The organism is Chryseobacterium panacisoli, from assembly GCF_008274625.1.
Classification (GTDB): Bacteria; Bacteroidota; Bacteroidia; order Flavobacteriales; family Weeksellaceae; genus Chryseobacterium; species Chryseobacterium panacisoli.
On sequence record NZ_VTRU01000002.1, the window covers coordinates 78,872 to 99,116 of the forward strand.

Here is a 20,245-nt window from a genome sequence, read left to right on the forward strand (position 1 = left end):
GAATTGTATGCAGATGCATTATACGAATAAAGCCACTGTAAGAGTGGCTTTATTATGATACATAGGTGGTTTTGTCTTAGAAGCTGAAATCCTTTTGATACAGCATATATTCTTTTTTGAAAAGAGGAATTGTGCCTTCATATCTGAGAGGAGCTATTCCAAAACCGTAAAACATATCAGCCTGAATCTTACCTTTTACAGAGATTACGCCTTTCCTTTCAGGAACGAATGTTAATTCTAAAGATGAAAGGGCAGAAGCTCTTCCTCTCAATCCGGAATTAGCAATCGGAATAGAAATAAACATCAGTCCTACAGCTCCTTTAGCTTCTAAGCCCGCTTCAGCAGATAAGTTTCCTTCAGCACCAGTAATGGCAGGATCTGATTTCTTTTGCAGATTGATATTGAGTGCCGGAGTTTTGCTTACCAGAAAGTTGGCATTTCCTTCAAGATCAAGAAGCTGTCCCTGTACTTTTCCTGTAGCCTGTACTCCCAGAAATGGCCCGGCAGCGATGGTAGGGCTTAAGATCAGTCCGGTAGGCCCCAAAACAATAGGAACAATAGGAATATTCAGATAGTCTGTAGTGCTTACTGTATATCCTAAGCTTCCTACAATACTGGCGGTACTTTTAAGCTGGATATCATCCATGATAAAATTGACATAAAAATCAGATAAATGTCCCCATGAGAATGTAATATTATAATCAATTTTTGGTGTAAACCCACCTTGTACGTTCACGCTGGATGTACCTGCCGAAGATAAAGGAAAGGAAAAAGTTTTATCAAAATTAAAACGGTTGAAGGCAATTATCTTTTGATTTTGGAGATTCTTTGCTTCAATAGAAAGTATTTTACGATTGATTTCCTCTGAAACCATACCTTCTACAGGTACATAATTTACCATTCTTCCGTCAATATTAACGGGAGCTTTACCTGACGGATCATAAACTCCGCTCAATGTTCCGCTATAGATAAATTCTTCAAGTTTTGCACTGGAAGTTTGTACTTTGAATTGGTTATTCAATTTAGAGACAGAACTTACTTTTGAAAGAATTGTGCTCACCTGATCACCTTCTATCTTGGTTCCTACAATAACAGTTCCTACCGAAATACTGTCTGTTTGCGGAGTCATTCGGCTAAATGTAATTTCTCCGCCATTATGAGTGGAAATTGCATTTACCGATTCATCATTCAGAATAATAACATTCTTCTGCAGGGTTAGATTTCCCAGAGTCTTCATATGAACAGACTCAGCAGGTTTTTCAACAGGTACATCCGCGGGATCTTCCTGAGAACAAGACGTTAAAAGAAACAAACAGAAAATAGAAAAAAGAAGAGAAAAATAAAATTTTCTGTTGATTTTGAAGAAATTAGATTTCATTTTCATAAGCAGTAATTTTAAGTTTTCTCTAATTTAAGTGAATTATTTAAGGATTACAAAAGAATCATGTTAAATTACTGTCAATAACATAATGATTTCCATTGGGTTTTATATTTTAATTCTTCATGCACTACTATGTCCTAAAAATGAAAAACAAAAACCCGCTCTTGTGGGAGCGGGTTAATGATATTATTTTTTAAAAGTCAATGCTAAAGGAACAGAAACATTTGATGACACCGGTTTTCCTTTGTCTTCTGCTGGTTTCCATTTGCCTTTATCCTTGATACGGTAAAAAGCAGCTTCAATAAATGCATTTACATCTTCATTATTTCCTTTTACATTAGGATCCAGAGCATTTCCTTTAGAATCAACAACAAAAGTTATTGTTGCTTTGTAGGCTTCTGAAGAAAAGTTTAAGAAATCAAGATCCACAGCTTCATATAACAATTTTTGAAAGGCGGCTTTACCTTTGTCATATTCAGCTTCTTTAGAGACTTTTGCTTTTGTTGGAGGATCAGCAGCGATCATTTTCTGATCTTCAAGAGAAGCTTTATCTAAAGCATCTTTGTAAGCCGCTATCTTATCTTCTGTCAAAAGCCATTCTTTCTTCGTTCTTAAATCATTAGGCTTAGGATATTTGTTATACAGTGCCGTTTTCTTTCTTTCATAGCGTGAATCTGCCCTTTGAAATTCAGAAATCTGGGCACTGCCGAAAATAAAAGTGAAAATGAATGCTGATGCTAAGACCTTTTTCATAATTTATTAAGCTTTTACAATATTAATAATTACTTCAGTTGCTTTTTCCATACTTTCCAAAGCTACATATTCGTAGGGTCCGTGGAAGTTGATTCCTCCTGCGAAAATATTTGGGCATGGAAGTCCCATATAAGAAAGCTGAGCACCATCTGTTCCTCCTCTGATCGCTTTGATCTTAGGCTCAATACCAGCTTCAGTCATTGCTTTTGCAGCAAGATCTACAATGTGCATTTTACCTTCAAATTGCTGCTTCATGTTTCTGTATTGCTCTTTGATCTCCACTTCAGCAGTTCCTTCACCGTGCTTTTGATTGAATTCAGCGATTTTCCCTTCCATAAATTTCTTTCTGGCTTCAAATTTATCTGCATCATGATCACGGATAATGTATTGAAGTTTAGCTTCAGAGATGTCGGCTGTAATATCCATTAAATGATAGAATCCGTCAAACCCTTTTGTTGTTGAAGGAGTTTCATTAGCAGGAAGCATTTGAGCAAATTCAGCCGCTAAAAGAGCCGCATTGATCATTTTTCCGTAAGCATAACCCGGGTGAACACTCAATCCGTGAATTTTTACCACAGCTCCTGCAGCATTAAAGTTTTCATACTCCAATTCTCCAACTTCTCCACCGTCCATGGTATACGCCCATTCTGCACCGAATTTAGCTACATCAAATTTATGTGCTCCTCTTCCGATCTCTTCATCCGGAGTAAATCCTATGGCAATTCTTCCATGTTTGATTTCCGGATGGGCAATAAGGTATTCTGCAGCTGTTACAATCTCTGCACAACCCGCTTTATCATCAGCACCAAGAAGAGTATTTCCGTCAGTAGTAATTAACGTCTGGCCGATGTATTTTTTTAAACTTTCAAATCTTGAAGGGGATAATGTGAATCCCGTAGTCTGGTTCAGAAGAAGATCATTTCCATCATAATTTTCCCAAACCTGAGGTTTTACGTTTTCTCCGCTGAAGTCCGGTGAAGTATCATAGTGTGAAATAAATCCGATGGTAGGTCTGTCATCATTTTCAAGGTTGGAAGGAACATATCCCATAATATAACCATGCTCATCAATTGAAACGTTTTCCAGGCCAATGGTTTTCAGTTCTTCAGTAATGTAATTGGCAATATCCCACTGGCGAGGCGTAGAAGGTGTTGTTTCGCTCTCTGCATCACTGGTTGAATATATTTTTACATAGCTAAGAAAACGGTTCAGTAATTTCTCTTTCCACAAAGGGTTGAATTCTATTGTACTCATCAGATATCATAAATTTTAACAAAGTTAGCAAATTTGGTGCTGAGAATACGTTATTTGCGATTTAATATCAGTTATTGAAATTATAAATCAGATATAAAACTTTGAAAATCAAAATAGTGTTAGCTTTGTATATACAGTATACTAAGTAGTTTAGTTTTATTATATTTGAGAAAATCAAAAGTAACAATGTTTCTTACCGAATGTCCTAGAGATGCCATGCAGGGATGGGGAGAATTTATCCCTACCGATAAAAAAATAGATTATATCAACTCCTTGATGGATGTTGGCTTTGATGTATTGGATTGTCTGAGTTTTGTTTCTCCGAAAGCAATTCCACAGATGGCTGATTCTGATGAGGTGGCCAAAAATATTGACAAATCACGTTCCAGGACGAAAGTTTCCGCAATTATCGGTAATTATAGAGGCGCTGAAAAAGCATTAAAGCACCAGTCAGTTGACATTTTAGGCTTTCCGTTTTCTATTTCCGAAACTTTTCAGCACAGAAATACCAATAAAAGTCAGGAAGAAGCTTTTGATGAAATCATTAAAATGCTTGAACTGGTAAAAAGCGAAGGAAAGCAGCTGAATATCTATTTCTCCATGGCTTTCGGAAATCCATATGGAGAAATGTGGAAATGGGAAGATGTTGACCATTGGGCACAACGTTTTTCTGATATCGGAGTGAAAGATATTTTATTATCAGACACTACAGGAGTGGCAACTCCTGAAACGATTGCCCTTTTATTTGAAAAAATACCGTCAAAATATCCTGAAATCAATTTCGGAGGACATTTTCATAACCGTTATGAAGATTCCTATTCAAAATTAAAAGCGGCTTATGATAAGGGGTGCAGAAGATTTGACAGTGCCATCAAAGGAATCGGAGGATGTCCTATGGCTAAAGATGATCTTGTAGGGAATATGCCAACAGAACAGGTCATCAACTTTATGAGCGTTGAAAAAGCAGAACATAAACTGAATCTCCTGAACTTTGAAAGTTCTTACAATAAAGCGAAGGATATTTTTCATTTTTAAGAAGAATACTTCTCACAGGTTTTGCAAATTTCGCAGATAGAAAAAACAATCTGCTCAATCACCGGAATCTGTGATAATTAATATCAATGGGAGCGGGCTTTAGCCCGCTTTACTATATTAAAATACAGTTGGCTTTAGCCAAAACATACATTAACCCAAAATCAACAAAATGACTCCAATAATCTCCCCATCCGATTTAAAAAATCTTCCAACAGAAAATCTTATCATTCTTGATGCAAGAACAGGAAAAGATGTAAAGCAGAATTATCTTGAAAAGCACATAAAAGGAGCTCGATTCATAGATTTGGATAAAGATTTGGCTGAGATAGGAGAAAATGCCGCTTTTGGAGGAAGACATCCGCTTCCTTCCGTAGAAAAGTTTGCAGAAACACTTTCAAATCTTGGAATCGCTGAGAATTCCCATATCATTGTGTATGATGATAAAAATGCTTCAAATGCAGCAGCGAGAGCCTGGTGGATGTTAAGATCTTTCGGTTTTGAAAAAGTTCAGGTTGTTGATGGTGGAATGCAGGCCGCTGAAAAAAATGGACTGGAATTTTCTTCAGGAGAAGAAATATTTGATAAAGCTTCTTTAATCAAAAAAGATCATTGGCTTCTTCCTGTTTCGAGTCTGGAAGTTGTTGAAAATGAGATTGAAAACAATTCTTCTACCATCATTGATGTAAGAGATGCCTATCGCTATAAAGGTGAATCTGAACCCATTGACCTGGTTGCAGGGCATATTCCCGGGGCGGTCAATATTCCTTTTTCTGAAAACCTTGATGAAAACGGAAATTTTCTGAATCCGGAAGTTTTAAAAGAAAAATACAGGCAGTTATTAGAAAATAAGCCTGAACATCTGATCATTCACTGCGGATCAGGTGTAACTGCTTGTCATACTATTTTGGCGCTGGATTATGCAGGATTTCCAATTCCGGATCTGTATGTAGGTTCGTGGAGTGAATGGAGCAGGAGGGAAGGAAAAGAAATAGCAAAAGATATTTAAAAATAAAAACCCCGAAAAGTAATTCTTTCGGGGTTTTATATTGTTAAGAGTAATTAAAGCATTCCCAGCTCAAACTTCGCCTCTTCGCTCATCATATCCTTGTTCCAGCTCGGTTCAAAAGTAAGCTCTAAATCTACACTTTTTACATTCTCTACTTCAGCCACTTTATCTTTTACTTCCTGAGGAAGTGTTTCTGCAACAGGACAGTTGGGAGTAGTAAGTGTCATTATAATTTTTACGTCAGCATCATCGGAGATCTGGACATCATAAATCAGCCCTAATTCGTAAATATCTACCGGAATTTCGGGGTCATATACGGTTTTCAGTACACCAATGATTTCCTCACCAATGTCAGCTATTTGATCGTCTGTAAATTTCATTTTTTAATCTAGATTGATATTCCTTTTCAACAAATCTTCCTGACGCATGCGTCGGAAAATATTTGCCAAAGTTAAGACATCTTTTTCACAATAGTCAACAATTCTCTGCAAGTCTTTTTCTATGTAGTAAATTGATGAAACCATTGAGCCGTCAATATCATCTTTCGGAGTGGGAATCCCAAAGACATGAGCCAGTAATTCAAGGGATACAAAACTCTTATAATCCCCGAATTTCCAAAGCTCCATCGTATCTATGTGAGGAACTTCCCAGGGTTTCTTTCCAAACATCTGAAACGGAGCAGGAGGCAGCATCCCGTTGATGAGGTATCTTCTGGCAATCCATGGGAAATCAAATTCTTTTCCATTATGAGCACAGAGAATAACATTGTGAAGTCTTGGGCTGTTGAAGATTTCTCCAAATTCCTGAAGCAATTTCTTTTCATCGTGTCCGGAAAAACTTTTTATTTTAAGGGTTTCATTCTTTTCAAGCATTCCGATGGTGATACAGATGATTTTTCCAAACTCGGCCATAATACCGGCTCTGTCATAAAACTCTTCTGCAGAGATATCTTCTTTTCTCTGAAACCGGGTTTTCTTGTCCCAAAGATATTGCTCTGTTTCGGATAAGTCGTCCCAGGATCCGGCCTGTGGAACGGTCTCAATATCAAGGAATAAAACTCTTTCTAAAGGGATGTTCTGTATCATATTGTGTTTTGTTGAATTTATCCTACCTGCATTCCGTTTTTTGTGGGCAGCGAAGGGGCTAAAAGAGTGACATCACTTTTGTCTTCTCCATATAATCCCAACACCAGACATTCACTGAAGAAATTGGCAATCTGTTTTTTAGGGAAATTTACTACTGCTAAAATCTGTTTTCCAACAAGTTCCTCTTTTTCGTAAAGAGAGGTAATTTGTGCAGATGATTTTCTGATTCCTAAGTCTCCAAAGTCTATTTCCAGCTGGTAAGATGGGTTTCTTGCTTTTTCAAAATCATTCACTGAGATGATCGTTCCGCATCTGATGTCTATTTTTTCAAAATCTGCCCAGGTGATGTCTGGTTTTACTGTCATGGTAATTCGTTGATTAAATGTTCTACTTCTGTTTTCTGTTCTGCATATTTTTGCTGTAAGACTGAGCCTTCACCCATTCTTTTGTAATATTCCAGAGCTTTTCCCCCGAAGAATTTTTTATGGAAATCCGAAACTTCAGGAACTTGTGGGAAAACTTTATGAAAAAGCATTTCATAATACGCCTGGAATTCTCTTTCATTTTTGTCTTCAATTACCTGTCCGGGAGCTTTCTGTCTTACATGAAGCATTTCATGAGCTACCATATTCAGAACAAGGTTCAGGTCAAAATCAAATAAGTTTTTCGGGATCATCACCGTTTGCGGCCCTCCCAATTCACCTTCCGCAGTAAGAAGCATTGAAGTAGGAGAGAGTTCTTCTCTGAATCCGAACCCTGCAAAGTTTTCATGCTCCAGGTCAAAGGAATGGATCAGATATTTTGCTGCATCCAGAATCTGGTTGTGTTCTTTATAAGCCTCAAGGTGTAAGTTGATCTGCTCGAAATTCATCTGAGATATGTTTTATAACAAATGTATTAAAATATTGAGAATTATCAGATCATTAATCATTTAACGGATAAAAATAAGCAAGCATTATTTTCGTTTTTCCACTTCACTTAAAAATTTTTGCTATAATTCTCAATAAAGGTTTTCTTATACTTACATATTGTCGAATTATTTATACTTTTGATGAAAATAATTTATTATATTTCGGATAGAAAATGTCTTTATTAATCATAGTTATGATTGGATCAGTTTCATATAGATACATTTTTAACTTTTTCAGAATAAAGATCAATTTACTTTGAAAAAACAATCTGTAATTTTAAATTTGCTAATAAAATATTTCGAAAAAACTAATACTAATAATGAGAAAACAGATAAGTTTAGCACTATTAACTATAGGTAGCTTTACTCTTGCACAAGAAAATAATACCCCCAAACCCCAGGATTCAATTCAAAAAATAAAAGAAATTCAAGAGGTTCTAATAAAAACACAACGTAAAAAACAATATGTAGACAAAGCGGTTTATAGTTTCGATGAAGAAGCTTTAAAAAAAGCCAGATACGCGAATGACTTACTACGGACTTTGCCAGAACTTCAGTTCGACCCTATTTCCAGTAAGATTTCCAGTATAAAAGGTGGAAAATTTTTACTTTTAATCAATGGAATAGAAGCTACAGAGCTGCAAGCCAGAGGAATCCGGCCAGAAAATGTGGTGAGAGTTGAGTATTATGATAACCCTCCTACAAGATGGGCCAATAGAGCGGATACTGTTGTTAATATTATTACAAGAAATCCTGAAGTAGGTTTTGCTGCAGGAACTTCAGTAAGTACTGCATTGACGACAGGGTTTGTAAATGGACAGGCCTATGCAAACTATACCAACGGAAGAAATAATATTGGTCTAGAGTATGCCATTAATTTCAGAGATTATGATAACCGAGCTGCCAACAGAGTCTATGATTATTATTTGCAGGGATCTCATTACAATACAAATGAAAATAAGACAGATCATTTTGGCTATACCGATCAGGATATTACTTTAAGATATACCAATTCCCTGAGCGGAAACTATGTTTTTCAAACAAAGTTTTCAATGAATATTTATAATTCTTTCTCTAAGGGAAATGGAGAAAGTATTTTCATAAAAGACAATGCTTCAGAACAACATGGAACTTCACAGTATACTGGTGAAAAATATAGTCCTCCAAAGCTAGATATTTACTTTTCCAAAAGACTAGGCAAAAAAGATGAAATAAGTTTTAATGTAGTAGGATCTGCATATACCAGTAAAAGCTTTGAAATTGATAAAGAATGGGTAATCAATACAGATAATATTGTTTTTGATAATGATATGAATTTAAAAGCCAAACAGAAGAGTATTGTAGGAGAGGTAGCCTACACTCATGATTTTGTAATGGGTAAGCTAAGTTCAGGCTATAGAATTGACAACAACAATGTTGATAATAGTCTAGTGAATCTGGCTGGAAATTTTGATTTTTCAGTTAATTATTTGACACAATATTTATATTCAGAATTTGCAGGTAAAAGTAAAAAACTGATGTATCGTATCGGATTGGGTTTAACTAATATACACAATAAGACTGCTACAACGAGCAATGATGACTGGACAATAACTCCTAAAATTATTTTAGGATACGAGTTGAAGAAGAATCAAAGTTTGCGATTCACGAGCAGTTACACTCCTTATAGCCCAGGCAGTACATCACTAAGTCCAAATATTAATCAGATTGTTCCTAATATTGTTTCTACAGGGAATCCTTTTTTAACAATACAAAAGGCGTGGAATAATAATTTAAATTATTCTTATAATAATAAGTATTTTGATTTTAATGCGAATCTTTTCTATAATTACTTGGATAATGCTATAAACAGTATGTACGTTTTGTATAATAACAATACCCAATATGCATTAACATACGAAAATGCCCAGTTTAGTTCACGTTTAGGGATACAGATGACAGGATCTGTAAAACCATTTGGAAATAGGCTGTTGGTTATTAAAGCCAATATTTATCCAACAATGCAGCGTGTTAAGATGATTTCAGGAGCTTTGCTTAAAAATAATTATTTCGGAAATAATTTCACAATTTCTTCTGAATACAAAAATTTAAGTCTGACTTATATGTTTAATATTCCTGTCTACACCCTAAGTGGAGCATTCTTAAACACTAATGAAAACCAGAACCATATTTTTGCCAATTATAAGCTGAAAGATTGGACATTTACCACTGGGATGTACTGGTTGGGAATGCCATCAAGATACAAGATGAAAACACTTGATGAAAGCTTAGTAAACTATTCAGGAGTTACTAATATTTACAACAACAAAAATATGTTTATCTTGGGAATAGGCTATGATTTTGCTAAAGGGAAAAAGAACGAAGTCAACAGAAAGTTATACAACAATACCGCACCTGCAACCACATTCTAGGAGAGCCTGGTTTTATTTACAGAAATTCTGAGAATAAGAATGTAATTGATAATATAAAGCTGGATAATAACTTATTATTCAGCTTTCTTATTTGTATTAATTGGTCTATTTAATAAATATTCTCCATTTTTTGTACAGTAAAATAGTTGTGAAATGGCTTTCAATATTTTATTATGGAATGGCTGTGTTCCATTATTTCATAACATATTTATAATTTTATCAGGTAAATTAAACTATTATTATGGGGAAATAGAAATACTTAAAAAGCCTCAAAAGAGGCTTCCAACATTCATAATATGTATTTAAAAAATACAGACCGTATTTGGTCCTACCGGAGTATCTGGGGGATAATCGCCGCAATGTCTATGACAATTTGCCCCATTACAGTTATTAGACTGTCCATCAGAAATAGTATCTTCAATTCCTATTGATAAAGATTGGCTGAAACCTCCAATAAGTTTATCAGCAGATTTATCTGTTTCAATTTCTGCAGAAACAATAAGTTGCTGTAAACGTTCCATGTTTAGGCGAGTATTCTCACGACTGAAATTTTTCATATTTTTTAATTTTTAAGTAATGAACCATTAACGAAATGCTCCGCGGTAGTTATTGAGAGAATTATGATCTAAAGGGCAATTGAGGCATATCTGCGCCGCAATATTTACGACAATTCACTCCATCACAATTATTAGACTGTCCATCAGAAATAATATCATCAATTCCTATTGATACAGCTTGACTGAAACCACCAATTAATTTATCAATTGATGCATCTCTTTTAATTGTTGCAGAGGTAATTAGATCTTTCAGATGATCAGTATTTAAACTTCTCTTTTCATTTTTTTTCATAATTCAATTCTAGTTTATTTACCGCAGGCTCCGCTACAATTGAGATTTTGATGAATGCTGCAATTGATGGCACAGTTACCTCCCTGGCAGTTATTTGAGATACCATCATCAATTCCTGTATCCGGATTAGTAATGGTACGGGAAAAACCTCCCAACAATTGTTTACCTTGTGATTCTGAAATTTTTTCAAAACCAGTTAAAACCACAGTGGTTTTAATTTTGATTACTTTTTTCATAGCAATAGTTTTTAAAATTGTTAATTATAATTTTTTATGAATGTTGTAAACGCTTAAAGGATATGAATTTGGATTAAATTTTCTTATCTATTTTTCAACTTTATATGTTGTGATTTTTATCTCTCCATCGTCCGTATGAAGAACATCTTTAATGTCTTTTCGTTGTATAGTAGAATTGATGTTGTCTGCTGAGATTTTTTTTAAAGTATCAATATAAATTAAACTTTTGGGTGATTCTAGTTTTATCCAGCCCGTATCACTTATTAAATAATAAGAATTATTAATTTCAAAGAAACTTTTTTGACTGCTTTTTCTCAAATTATTAATGGTTTTGTTAAACCTCAATTTTTCTAAAACATTTTCGAAATTATTGGAAGCAGATTTAAATGAAAGGTCACTGTTAAAAATAAATTGTGAAAAAGAATCTACATCAGAAGCCTCATCGGCTTTCTTAATTCCAAAATAATATATCGTGTTAATACTTCCTTTTTTAAAGTCTGCCCAATTTTCAGATTGGGTAAAAGATAAATAGCCTTTTTTTTCTAACTTAATTTTAAACTTTATACCTTCTTTATTTGTGTATTGTAACTTACCTATAAAATAACCCCTGGAATCAGTTTTTGCAATAACACCTCCTTTTTCATTATAAATATTCACATTTTCTATAGGAAGGAGAGATTTTGAATCAAAAACGATTCCTGAGATATTAATTATATTTTCTTTCTCTGGCTGGCTGGCATACACTTGTGAAAGAAACATATTTCCAATAAGAAAAATAAAAACTGCTACAAAATTTTTCATGTTTATATTGTTTATTAATTAAATAAGAATCGCTTGTTTTTAAATTTGAATGAGAATTATTAATTTCCTAATTCTAACTGATTTTTTACTAAAGAGAAATATTTTTCTCTTGTCACAATGAGCTCTTCATGAGTTCCTATTTCCGTTATTTCTCCTTTCTCCATCACAATGATTTGATCTGCATTTTTAACCGTACTTAAACGATGAGCTACAACCACAACCGTTCTTCCTACAAAGAAATCTCTTAAATTATTTAGAATTTCTTTTTCAGTGTTGGCGTCTAAGGAACTGGTAGCTTCATCAAAAAATAAAAACTCAGGGTTTTTATAAACTGCTCTGGCAATTAACACCCGCTGGCTTTGCCCTCCGCTTAATTGCATTCCAACATTACCAATTTTTGTTTCTGAACCTAGAGGTAAAGATTCTATGAAATTATCTAAGCACGCTACTTTTATTGCGTTTTCAAGCTTCACTAAATCTATAAATTCATTTTCACAAAGAGCAATATTGTATTTAATGGTTCCAGAAAAAATATGTCCGTTCTGAAGTACTGCACCACACTTATCTCTCCAATGATCAGGATCTAAATTTGAAAAATTACCTTCCCCAAGAAACAAATTTCCAGAAGTTGGCAGGTAATATTTCATTAATAATTTCATTAGCGTTGTTTTACCACTTCCACTGGTACCAACAATTGCAGTCACTTTATTTTTAGGGATCGCAAAAGATAAATTGTTAATTACGAATGGATTAAAACTTCCTGGATATTTAAAGGAAACTTTATCTAAAATAATATCATGAATCTCTATATCACTTTCGGATACCTCCTGGTCATTTTCATTTGAAACCTTAAAGACATCCTCAATTCTTTTTTGAGATATCAAGGCGTCCTGACCATCTTTTATATTGTTAATCAGGTTAATAATAGGTCCGCTCAATTGCCCAAGAATAAATGAGATACTTAACAAAGTACCTACAGTCATCTGTGAATTTATTATAAAATAGGCACAAATTGCAATTATTGTTATTTCTTTAAATTTCAAAAGGAAATTAGCACCAGATAATTGGTAAGCGTTGAGATATAAGGACTTTAATTCTAACTCATTGAGGCTTCTTTGTAATTTTAAAATTTTTGATATAATAGTGTTCTGAGCCTGGTTAACTTTTATTTCAGGCATATTCATTATAAATTCGTACAGATTGTTACTATTGTCTGATTGTTTTATAAATAATGAATATTCTAAAGCAGCCCTCTTTTTTAAAAAAAAGGAAATCCAAATAACAGATAAAGTGCTTAATACAGCAAATATTAAAAAAACTAATTTGTTTAAAGAAAACAGGATGCCACTAAAAACAATTAAATTAAGAGTATTTATAAAAAAACTAATTCCTTTCCAGGTAAAAAAGGTTTGTAATTTTGATAAATCACCTAATCTAAGCAATGTATCTGTATTGAGTCTGGTATCAAAATAATTGACGGGTAATTTTATCAGTTTATTAAGGAATTTTTCTTTAAGAGTTATTGATAAATTAAAGTTTAGTTTTGTTAATATGAAATCGCTTAAAAACTGTGATACAAAATTTCCCATAAATAATAGAAATTGTGTAAGCAAAAGAATAATAACTAAGTTGAGTGATTTGGCGATTATTCCATCATCAATTATTCTTTTAAAAATAATAGGAATGAGCCAGTTGGTACCAAGACCCACAATCAATAGTAAAAGTGAGAATATGTATTTGTAATTATTGTTCTTAAGAAAACTAATAAGATGATTGATAACAGTACTGCTGTAGAAGGGCTTCTTTTTATAGTCAGTAAAAGTTTTTTTTTCAATAATTTGTTCAAAATCATCTTTAGGCTGAAAGATCAAACAAACACCTTTTGCCTCATTTCCAATCCATTCTCTTATTATCAGTTCTTCTTCAATTTTAATTTTCCCATAGCCAGGATCTGCGATATAGTAATGTTTTTTACCTTTTTTAGTGATAATATTATACAATACTACATAATGATCTTGCTTCCAAAATAAAATTGCAGGTAAAGGGATTTCTTCAAGCTGATCTAAAGTAAGTTTTAAACCATGAGATTCAAAACCTACTTTTTCACCACCATCTAAAATGTCTTTGACTGATATCCCCATTCTTGTTATTTCGCAAATTTCTTTTAATTCTTTTACAGGAATATTTACCCCATAAGAATTTAGAACCATTGATAAACAAGCCGGCCCACAATCATTACTTTCAAGTTGATTAACAAATTTAAACTTCATCTAAAACTAAAGCTTCTACTATTCCTTTTATTTTAGATATTACAACGTCATCTTTTATTCGATCATCACCGTAATATACACAGTATTCTGTTTGGCTTTCTTCTGCCTCCATAGCGTGCTGTGAGCAGCCTCCATTACAAATTGGAAGTAATCTGCAAGATAAACATGGTTTATTTTTAAATTTTGTATTCATCCTTCTCTCAAGATAATCATCTTCCCATATCAAATCACCTGATTCATTAATATAACCAGCTCTTTTAGCTGTTGTAAAATCTCTGGCTGTACATTTGAACAGATCACCATTATAATTAATAACAGCACTGTTTCTTTTATCTGCATAACAGGAGTTTCGAACATTATCAGGAGTCATATGACTAACCAGAATCCCATTCTCTTTGATTTTGTCTGTATTTTCATCTACAACTTCATTTATATTATCATTCTGTGAATCCTGCCAAACTCTATGAAAATCCATCAACAAGTATTTTTTCTTGATATCAGCTGGGATATCTTGAAATTCTTCTGATATTTTATAGGTATCAGCAATATTTTCTGATGTATAATTTACTCTAAGTCTTACAAAAAAGGAATTATTTATAAGACGCTTTATATTTTTTACAATTTCATCATAAGATCCCTTTTTAGCATTTACAAATCTTACTTCGTCATGCTTTTCTTTGTAACCATCAAGGGTAATTTGAAATGAGGGAGTTATTTTACGGGAGTTAAAAAAGTCAATAAAGTAGTCATCTATCAGATAGCCATTTGTGGTAAAACTAACAGAATAATCTACAGAATTTTTCACACATTCGTCCTGAAGCTTTTCGATAACGGGAACAACATCTTTTTTAAAATAGAGTAAAGGTTCACCTCCAAAGAAAGCTAACTGGAAATATTTCATTGCAGGGTTTGTTGTTGTTTTCTCAATAAACAGCCCCACTTTATCAATCATACTTTGAGAGAATTTAGATGTTTTTACATGCGTTTCATAGCAATACCAACATTTAAAATTACAATTCATCGTAGGATTAATGGTAAGTAAAAAGCTAGATTGGTTTTCATCAACAGATTTCGAAATTTGCTTTACTTTTTCAACCTCATCAATCTCACGAGATATTATAAATTCCTCTGCAACCAGATAATCATAGAAAGTAGGATGCACCTCGTATAGATTTTCTATGTTTTCGCTTTTTGAAGCTTCAAGAAGATCCCTTAGTATAGGATCAATTACTAAAAATTTTTGATTGAAAGAATTATATAGATAATATCTTTCGTCTATATATACAATAGAGTTAAATTGGCTATATTTCATAACTTAGTGATAAGAGGCTGTCCCAAAAGAAAAATATTATTCTTTGAATTTCTTGATATTAATGAATTTAAGAGAAATACTTTTGAGACAGCCTCAATTTAATTAAACATAAGAGTTTTAAAACAGGGGAGTAGTTGATCTTATACATGAATCCAGAAAATTTTGATCACAATAGTATGATAGACTTATTTCCATACAACTGTTAATTTATCCGCTGGATAGTCGTTTTAATTCTGACCACTAACAATTTTGATATTAATGGTTGAAATGGTGTAACGTGCTATAAATCATTATTAAAAATATAAAATTTTCATTAGTGCCAGTTCTTATAGGCTACCTGACCAAAAAATTATATTCTTATTTCCCACAACCTGATACGCAGTTTACGTTTTGACCTTGTCCACACCCATCTTTACAGTTTCCTCCTGCACAGTTATTGGTAGTTCCTGTACCGTCATCAAGCCCAGTATCTGGATTAGTGATTGTATGGGAAAAACCTCCCAATAATTGTTTCCCTTGTGATTCTGAAATTTTTTCAAAACCAGTTAAAACCACAGTGGTTTTACTTTTAATTACTTTTTTCATGGCTAAACTTTTGTTTAAATTACTAATTATGATCTATTATAATAAATCTTAGAATTGTGTGAAGCTGAAAATTGAAAACAGCTTTGTTATAAATAATTGAATTGCAGATTCCTTATTTGCCGCACTGAATGCAGTTTAAGTTTTGTAATATTCCACATCCTGCTCTACAATTTCCTCCTTGGCAATTATTTGTAGTGCCGTCATCAGGATCAAGCCCAGTATCTGGATTAGTGATTGTATGGGAAAAACCTCCCAGTAAATGTTTCTTTTGTGATTCTGAAATTTTTTCAAAACCAGTTAAAACCACAGAGACTTTAATTTTAGTTACTTTTTTCATGGTTAAATTAGTTTATTGAATTTTAAAATTACTTATCAGATTGTTATATAAAATTGATTTTTATTATCAAAATATATTATTCTGCGTAGTTTTTTAGTTCATTCAAAAATAAATATTAAACCAATATATCCATACTATTTGAATAAATTTGTAATAATTCTAAATAGATTTCTTTTGATTGAAGTAAAAATGCTATTTCATCAATATGGGAATGAAAATAAAAATATAACATATTATTTTTTATAATAAAAGATTTATAGGGGGAGGACTCTAATCCCGGACAACTCTGTTTTACTATATTATTCTAACTGGATATGGTTACATCTTGGCGTTTTTATTTAATTATAAAAAAAGCCTACCCCCTAAGGATAGACTTTTAACTGAAAATAAAAAATAAATTAAGGATGTTCATTTCTTGCTCTGATGACCAGATTGACTAAATCTGAGCCGCCACTTGCAAAATTATCGCTTGGGTTGTGGGCACTTTGAGTAGCCACAGCATACGGAGAGCCATCCCAATATCCCCAGAAAGGGCCTCCGCTTTGTCCAGGCCATATATCTGCTTTATGGCTCATGCTTTCGTTGTCATCAGCACTCCAGAAATCTCCATCCAGAGCGATTCCTGTTTGGTATGTTGGTCTTTGAGTTCCTGTAAGGTCTCCCGGATATCCGGCGTGAGTCCAGTAAGCTCCTCCATCCCAAGAGTCGGAATAAGATTTTGAGCCTAGCCATCCTGTGCTGTTTCCGATAGGTCTGTCTAATACAATGACTACATAATCGTATTGTATTTCTGTTGAATCAATAGAAGGACCTGCTACTTTATACTTGTAATACGTTAATGTACCCCAGGCTGTTCCGTAAGGAGCGCTTCCGTTGTAATACATTGGCGTGAATTTCAGCCATCCTGTAGTATTATTGGGCTGCCAGTCTACAATATGGGAACAGGTTAGAAGGTGTCTTGGACCAATCATTACTCCGCTTCCTGAACCCAGAGAACTTTCCACTCTTCCTACACATCTCCACGGATATGCTGTAGAGTTATATACTTTTCTTTGATCTGCTCCAAAAATAGTTCTTGCATTTTCAGCATTCAGGAAAGAATCTCTTTCAATAAATTTAGGTTTACGGTCTTTTTTAGGTTCCAGTTTCGGATTGTATTCAAAATCAGAATGAGTAGGGTAGAAATGGTCAGTTTCCAAAGATCGGTTTTCTGCTGTTTTTTCATCCATAGGCATTCCTATTGTTTTCATTCCTTTAGGAAAAGATCTTCCGTTGATGGTTTCCATAGCGGGAGCCTGCTTAAATAATTTTTCAACAGTTTCTGGTTTTTCAGTTGATTTTGCTTTAACAGTTCTAAGTCTTAAAACTTCTTCTGCTGTCATTGGGTTGTTGTTTTCAATTTTAGACATGATTATTATTTTTAATCTAGTGTATTCCTACTCTTTTGATGGCTTTTCGGATTCCGCCGGTAATGGTTTATGATTAAGTAAATATTTTTTGTGAAAATTCTGCTGTGATGCTTTCCGTTTGATTAATCTGGGCTGCTCCCATAGCCGCCAATGCAATAGCAACCTGCTTATCAAGTGTTTTTCTGACAATACTGCCATTGGTAGCGCGTAAAATTTTACAGAAATGATAGGTGAAATATCCTCGTATCTGTCCGCTGATATTGCCTTCCATAGACACCTGGTTGTCTTTTGCTGCGGCCCATAACGTATGATTCATTCCGGCAACAGGGATAAGTGCTTTCGTGAGAACAGTTGATTTTTTTGAATTCTTAGACGATTCCATTTCACTGGCATAGGTCAGATAAAATTCATCTTCAAGCATAGGAGGAATATAACGGGCGGTTTCGTTGAGAAAATCCGCTTCCAGTCCCAGATCCATTTTTCGGGTTCCTGTTCCGGAATAACAGCAGTCGAAGATGACTTCCATATTGACTCCGGCTTTAAGTTTACCGAGAACGGTTTTAAAATCATCATCACGAATGACACCGTTATTGGCATAATCGTGCGGGCAAATGGCTTCATCCAGACCGTCCAGTTCCAGATCCGATCCGATATTAGCCACTCTGGTTCCGTGTCCCGAATAATAAAAAACAAGAGAATCTCCTTTTACACTTGTGCTGATCATGGATTTCAGATAGTTTAATATATTCGCCCGTGTTGCATTTTGATTGGTCAGAATTTTAATCTTTGCCGGACTAAAACCACAGATTACCAATGTATTTGCCATATCTCTCGCATCATTTACACAACCATTAAGATCCGGACCTCCGTATCCGATGGGTGCATAGTCATTAATACCTACGATAAGTGCTTTTTTCATTGTATTAGTTTTAAAAATTTTCCCTACTCTGTTTCGGCTTTTCGGGTTCTGCCTTTCTGCGTTTTTTTCTATGACAAAATTCCATCATTCTTAAAGACAAAAACAGAGGAGAAAACCGTATTTTGAAAAAGGGAAAACACCTTTTTAATTGTATATGAGATTGTTATGAATTAAAAATCCGGCAGCTTTTCAAGCTGCCGGATACGTAAAAAGAATGTAAAGATGTTTATTTTATAGTATTGAAATAAGATTAAAAATGAGAATATTCAATCAACACAGATCATGTTTCAAAGCAAAAAGTACCAGACCTGCTCTGTTTTTTATATCCAGCTTTACAAAAACCGAATCTCTGTAGCCGTCTATTGTTTTTGGGCTCAGGCACATTTTATCTGCTATTTCTTTGTAAGTGAGTTCACTGCAGGCCCATTTTATAAATTCTTTCTCTCTGTCTTTAAGTTCAGAAAGTAAGGATGCATTTTTCATTTCCTCCGTTTTTACTTTCAATAATTTCTGAGCTACAAAATCAGTATAGAAACTCCCTTTTTCAAATACGGTGTCTATGGCCTGGAAAAGTATAGAAGGCTGCATGTCTTTCAGTAAATATCCTTTGGCTCCTGCCTTCAGCATTCTGATAAGAACTCTTTCATCATCATCCATGGTCAGGGCAATGACTTTGATGTCAGGATAATGTTCGGTAAGCCATTCTGTAGTTTCTATACCGTTTTTATAAGGCATATTAACATCCATCAGTACTACCGCGGGTAATTCAGAAGCTTTTTCCACACCTGCAATAAATTCTTCTCCGTTGGGATGATTCATAATTACCCGATATTGAGTGTTTTCTGTGATCATATTTTCCAAGGCTTTGGAAATTAAAGTATGATCATCAACGATCGCTATGGGGATAGTTTTCATAATAAATTTTTATGATAGGTTATCAAAGTTTGTGTTCCTTTATTTAATTCTGAGTGTATAGAAAGCTCGGCATGAATCAGTTTTGCTCTCAGCTCCATGTTTTTTAATCCTGAGCCATCCTGAATACTGCTTGTGTCAAAACCTCTTCCGTTATCAGAAATGCTGATGTGTAATTGTTCACAGTCATCTTCTATCTGTATAGAAACATTTTTGGCCTTGGAATGTTTCAGGATGTTGTTGATACTTTCCTGGATAATTCTGAAAAGGATCAGACCATGTTTGGGAGAAATATCAATGTCCTGTTTCTGAGTAATGAATTCTATCTTTAATAATTTCAGTTTTTTGATCCGCTGAACTTCTCTTTCAATAGATTCTGCCAGTCCGAAATGAATGATCTGTTCGGTGATCAGAGTCTTAGACAGATTTCTTATATCCTGTATACATTCTCCCAACAGTTCATTAAGTTCGATAAGGTCTTCTTTTTCGTTGTTTTTTAATTTGGGAATCAGTTGGTTTTGCCGCAGCCGGACAACCGAAAGTTTTTGCCCCAGATCATCATGCAATTCCTGCCCGATATAATTCAAGGTCTGTTCCTTCATTTCAACCTGTGAAGTGGCCAGCTCTTTTTCAAACCGCAAATCTTTTTCTTTTTGCTTTATCAGCAGCGTTGTCTTTTTCTTGATGAAAACAGCATAAATGAAGATCATTGTTAAAACAACGATGAATAAAGTAATCGTAAAGAAGATGACCAAATTATTCTCTTCCATATCTAAAAAG

At 34.0% G+C, this 20,245-nt stretch carries 22 protein-coding genes; 3 read left to right on the forward strand and 19 right to left on the reverse strand.

Annotated elements, in window-relative coordinates:
- Positions 1-76: 76 nt before the first annotated feature.
- The 3 genes from FW781_RS10905 to pepT form a co-directional block, all read right to left on the reverse strand.
- Complete coding sequence (locus FW781_RS10905; RefSeq protein WP_149387467.1) at positions 77-1,384, reverse strand: hypothetical protein; 1,308 nt, start codon at positions 1,382-1,384, stop codon at positions 77-79.
- 183 nt (positions 1,385-1,567) lie between these two features.
- The gene (locus tag FW781_RS10910) at positions 1,568-2,134 is read right to left on the reverse strand and encodes a hypothetical protein (protein ID WP_149387468.1); all 567 of its coding nucleotides are present in this window, start codon (positions 2,132-2,134) and stop codon (positions 1,568-1,570) included.
- 6 nt (positions 2,135-2,140) lie between these two features.
- On the reverse strand, positions 2,141-3,388 hold the full coding sequence (gene pepT, locus FW781_RS10915; RefSeq protein ID WP_149387469.1) for a peptidase T: 1,248 nt from the start codon (positions 3,386-3,388) through the stop codon (positions 2,141-2,143).
- Between the two features lie 186 nt (positions 3,389-3,574).
- Here pepT and FW781_RS10920 point away from each other — a divergent pair, with 186 nt between their 5' ends.
- A complete protein-coding gene (locus FW781_RS10920) occupies positions 3,575-4,423 on the forward strand; it encodes a hydroxymethylglutaryl-CoA lyase (protein ID WP_149387470.1) in 849 nt (282 codons plus the stop codon).
- A 169-nt stretch (positions 4,424-4,592) separates the two neighbouring features.
- Complete coding sequence (locus FW781_RS10925; RefSeq protein ID WP_149387471.1) at positions 4,593-5,429, forward strand: sulfurtransferase; 837 nt, start codon at positions 4,593-4,595, stop codon at positions 5,427-5,429.
- A gap of 53 nt (positions 5,430-5,482) precedes the next feature.
- Here the strand turns inward: FW781_RS10925 and FW781_RS10930 are convergent, their stop codons facing one another.
- The 4 genes from FW781_RS10930 to FW781_RS10945 are packed head-to-tail and all read right to left on the reverse strand — an operon-like array spanning position 5,483 to position 7,385.
- Positions 5,483-5,809 (reverse strand): SUF system Fe-S cluster assembly protein, encoded by a 327-nt coding sequence (locus FW781_RS10930; protein WP_034691980.1) that lies wholly within the window; start codon positions 5,807-5,809, stop codon positions 5,483-5,485.
- 3 nt (positions 5,810-5,812) lie between these two features.
- The gene (locus FW781_RS10935; protein WP_047380145.1) at positions 5,813-6,514 is read right to left on the reverse strand and encodes a 3'-5' exonuclease; all 702 of its coding nucleotides are present in this window, start codon (positions 6,512-6,514) and stop codon (positions 5,813-5,815) included.
- A 17-nt stretch (positions 6,515-6,531) separates the two neighbouring features.
- Complete coding sequence (locus tag FW781_RS10940; protein ID WP_149387472.1) at positions 6,532-6,879, reverse strand: tRNA-binding protein; 348 nt, start codon at positions 6,877-6,879, stop codon at positions 6,532-6,534.
- A complete protein-coding gene (locus FW781_RS10945; protein ID WP_149387473.1) occupies positions 6,876-7,385 on the reverse strand; it encodes a hypothetical protein in 510 nt (169 codons plus the stop codon). Before FW781_RS10945 ends, FW781_RS10940 begins: the two co-directional genes overlap by 4 nt.
- A 359-nt stretch (positions 7,386-7,744) precedes the next feature.
- On the opposite strand from FW781_RS10945, the gene FW781_RS10950 reads away from it, so the two are divergent.
- Complete coding sequence (locus FW781_RS10950) at positions 7,745-9,835, forward strand: outer membrane beta-barrel protein (RefSeq protein WP_149387474.1); 2,091 nt, start codon at positions 7,745-7,747, stop codon at positions 9,833-9,835.
- A 302-nt stretch (positions 9,836-10,137) separates the two neighbouring features.
- Here the strand turns inward: FW781_RS10950 and FW781_RS10955 are convergent, their stop codons facing one another.
- The 12 genes from FW781_RS10955 to FW781_RS11010 form a co-directional block, all read right to left on the reverse strand.
- Positions 10,138-10,392: a hypothetical protein gene (locus FW781_RS10955; protein ID WP_172625709.1), complete on the reverse strand. Its 255-nt coding sequence runs from the start codon at positions 10,390-10,392 to the stop codon at positions 10,138-10,140.
- A gap of 61 nt (positions 10,393-10,453) precedes the next feature.
- Entirely contained in the window at positions 10,454-10,684 is a 231-nt protein-coding gene (locus tag FW781_RS10960; protein WP_149387476.1) for a hypothetical protein, read from the reverse strand.
- Between the two features lie 14 nt (positions 10,685-10,698).
- Positions 10,699-10,920 carry a hypothetical protein gene (locus FW781_RS10965; protein ID WP_149387477.1) on the reverse strand — a complete coding sequence of 74 codons (222 nt, stop codon included), beginning with the start codon at positions 10,918-10,920 and terminating at the stop codon, positions 10,699-10,701.
- Positions 10,921-11,007: 87 nt separating this feature from the next.
- A complete protein-coding gene (locus FW781_RS10970; RefSeq protein ID WP_149387478.1) occupies positions 11,008-11,721 on the reverse strand; it encodes a hypothetical protein in 714 nt (237 codons plus the stop codon).
- A gap of 59 nt (positions 11,722-11,780) precedes the next feature.
- The gene (locus tag FW781_RS10975; RefSeq protein WP_149387479.1) at positions 11,781-13,991 is read right to left on the reverse strand and encodes a peptidase domain-containing ABC transporter; all 2,211 of its coding nucleotides are present in this window, start codon (positions 13,989-13,991) and stop codon (positions 11,781-11,783) included.
- Positions 13,981-15,303: a radical SAM/SPASM domain-containing protein gene (locus FW781_RS10980; protein ID WP_149387480.1), complete on the reverse strand. Its 1,323-nt coding sequence runs from the start codon at positions 15,301-15,303 to the stop codon at positions 13,981-13,983. The genes FW781_RS10975 and FW781_RS10980 overlap by 11 nt, the downstream gene beginning before the upstream one ends.
- Positions 15,304-15,660: 357 nt before the next feature.
- Entirely contained in the window at positions 15,661-15,888 is a 228-nt protein-coding gene (locus tag FW781_RS10985) for a hypothetical protein (RefSeq protein WP_149387481.1), read from the reverse strand.
- A gap of 112 nt (positions 15,889-16,000) precedes the next feature.
- On the reverse strand, positions 16,001-16,225 hold the full coding sequence (locus FW781_RS10990) for a hypothetical protein (protein ID WP_149387482.1): 225 nt from the start codon (positions 16,223-16,225) through the stop codon (positions 16,001-16,003).
- 398 nt (positions 16,226-16,623) lie between these two features.
- On the reverse strand, positions 16,624-17,634 hold the full coding sequence (locus FW781_RS10995; RefSeq protein ID WP_149387483.1) for a trypsin-like serine peptidase: 1,011 nt from the start codon (positions 17,632-17,634) through the stop codon (positions 16,624-16,626).
- Positions 17,635-17,707: 73 nt separating this feature from the next.
- On the reverse strand, positions 17,708-18,553 hold the full coding sequence (locus FW781_RS11000; protein WP_149387484.1) for a caspase family protein: 846 nt from the start codon (positions 18,551-18,553) through the stop codon (positions 17,708-17,710).
- A gap of 270 nt (positions 18,554-18,823) precedes the next feature.
- Positions 18,824-19,468, reverse strand: coding sequence for a response regulator transcription factor (locus FW781_RS11005; protein ID WP_149387485.1), 645 nt, complete (start codon positions 19,466-19,468; stop codon positions 18,824-18,826).
- Positions 19,465-20,235, reverse strand: a complete 771-nt coding sequence (locus FW781_RS11010; RefSeq protein ID WP_149387486.1) for a sensor histidine kinase — start codon at positions 20,233-20,235, stop codon at positions 19,465-19,467. Before FW781_RS11010 ends, FW781_RS11005 begins: the two co-directional genes overlap by 4 nt.
- Between the last annotated feature and the right edge of the window lie 10 nt (positions 20,236-20,245).